This window comes from Vibrio crassostreae, from assembly GCF_041439375.1.
Classification (GTDB): Bacteria; Pseudomonadota; Gammaproteobacteria; order Enterobacterales; family Vibrionaceae; genus Vibrio; species Vibrio crassostreae_D.
The window spans coordinates 1-1,894 of sequence record NZ_JBGONY010000131.1 but is presented as its reverse complement, the minus strand read 5'-3'; the positions used below and the strand labels follow the sequence as shown (position 1 = coordinate 1,894).

2 protein-coding genes and 1 tRNA gene are annotated in these 1,894 nt (G+C 41.6%); 2 read left to right on the top strand and 1 reads right to left on the bottom strand.

What is annotated here, in order from left to right:
• Nucleotides 1–93 precede the first annotated feature (93 nt).
• A tRNA-Asp gene (locus ACED45_RS23960) sits at nt 94–170 on the top strand.
• Nucleotides 171–1,100: 930 nt separating this feature from the next.
• Complete coding sequence (locus ACED45_RS23955) at nt 1,101–1,496, top strand: DUF2391 family protein (protein ID WP_017060180.1); 396 nt, start codon at nt 1,101–1,103, stop codon at nt 1,494–1,496.
• 194 nt (nt 1,497–1,690) lie between these two features.
• On the opposite strand, the gene ACED45_RS23950 is transcribed toward ACED45_RS23955, so the two are convergent.
• A partial coding sequence (locus ACED45_RS23950) for a hypothetical protein (RefSeq protein ID WP_210437802.1) occupies nt 1,691–1,894 on the bottom strand: 204 nt, incomplete at its 5' end.

The window sequence follows — 1,894 nt, the reverse complement described above, 5'->3', positions numbered from 1 at the left end:
GAAACACAATAGCGCCGATGGTAGTGTGGGGCTTCCCCATGTGAGAGTAGGACATTGTCAGGCTCAAATTGCTTTAAGCTGAATAGACACTGCGGAGTGGTAGTTCAGTTGGTTAGAATACCGGCCTGTCACGCCGGGGGTCGCGGGTTCGAGTCCCGTCCACTCCGCCACTTATTAGAAAGCCTAGTCTTACGACTAGGCTTTCGCCGTTTCTGGGTGTTGATAATTTGGTCTTTGACCAAGGAGTTCCGGTCGGCTACGACCCCAGTCACTCCATTACTTATAAGAAGCCTCGCTAGAAATAACGAGGCTTTTTTGCATCTAAATCATAGTGCTTCGCACGTCAGTCGAATAACTGCACAAAAGACTTTCCTGTAGCCTACGTGTTACCCAAACCCAAACCCTACGATTAGGGTGACATCATTTCTGACTCCAGTTGTGAGTTGGCACTAGCATGACTTCAAACGCGGCTGAGTGCTTAAACACTCGAGCTATACGACGTTGTAAGTTAGGTTCATGAGACTGTTCTAATCAGCATGTCCATTTCAATACCTGTGGCTCTATAAGCCTTACAACTCATCCTACGTGCCCTGCGTTTGTGGATGTTTGCTTTATCAAGTTCAAGTATTAGCTAACAGCCCTTCGTCTACGAAACCTGATTTCTGTTCTATCTATGAATCTAGAGGGTAGTTCTGATGTGTAATTAGGAATCCATCATGGATGTTTCTGCTAAGAACACTATAGCCCTTAATGAGTCGACTTAATGCATTAAGCTTAAACCACTATTAATTGTATTGATCACCCAACCGGATTGAGATTCTCTGGTTCTAAGTGTAGGTCCTTAGGGGATGTTTACCGGTCTCTCTCGACTCTGATGTGTTTGTTGACTCGACATGAATCTGTTGTGTTGACCACTTTACTCTGAGCATATTGATTTCTTGCTGGTTAGTTCAAGCTATGTTTTGGCTATTGCGACTAATATGAAATTAGAAAGGTCATTACTGTTTACTTGGTAGGAAGAAAATCCCTCAAGCCATCGGCGGATAGTTTTGTGATTATTTTAAGAAATAGATAAAGCCTTAAACCTAGTGGGTCGAACTATGAAATTGAGTTTTAACTTTGAAGATGCGAGCCAGATCTTTGTGGGATCTTTTGCTTTGGCCGTGCCAATTTCTTTTTCTGAAGAGGCTTGGAAGTTAGGGGAGACTTTACCTACCGCTAATCTATTGCTGTTATTTTTACTGTCTGCGGTGTTCTTAGGCTTCTATACGTATGAGAGTGTCTTTCAAAAAGATGTTGTTGCACGGTTGCCGGTGTTTATTTTCAGAATAGTTATTGCTTATGTTATGACGGCATTGGTCGTTGCTTTGGTACTGACTTGCTTGGACAAATTACCTCTGTTGAGTGACCCAGTTGTATCGATCAAAAGAGTGATTGTTATTTCAATGCCAGCCTCTATGGGCGCTATTGTAGTGGATAGTTTTGATAAAGAGTGACTTGTGTATCATTTGGATTGAAGCGCCTTACAGAGTTTTTCTAGCGCTTATTTGATTTGTTATTTAGCTTTGTCATCTCTAGGCTTAGCATTGATTTGTTCAGCCGATCTTCTCAATAATAAAATGAGTAGTAACGTACTATGAGTGACTCTTACGTGAATGTGTCGTTTGTTGTTGGACGATTTTGAAGGGAGTTAAGTGGCGAAGATTTGTAGCTTTGGATGGATATAAAAACGGTTGGTTTTTGAATTGAATATGATATTTGAAATGTGAGGGTAGTTGTATTGAGAAGTTATGATCTTTAGATGCAAAAAAGCCGCATCAATGATGCGGCTTTTTTTAATTGGCTCCCCTTGCAAGACTTGAACTTGCGACATACGGATTAACAGTCCGCCGTT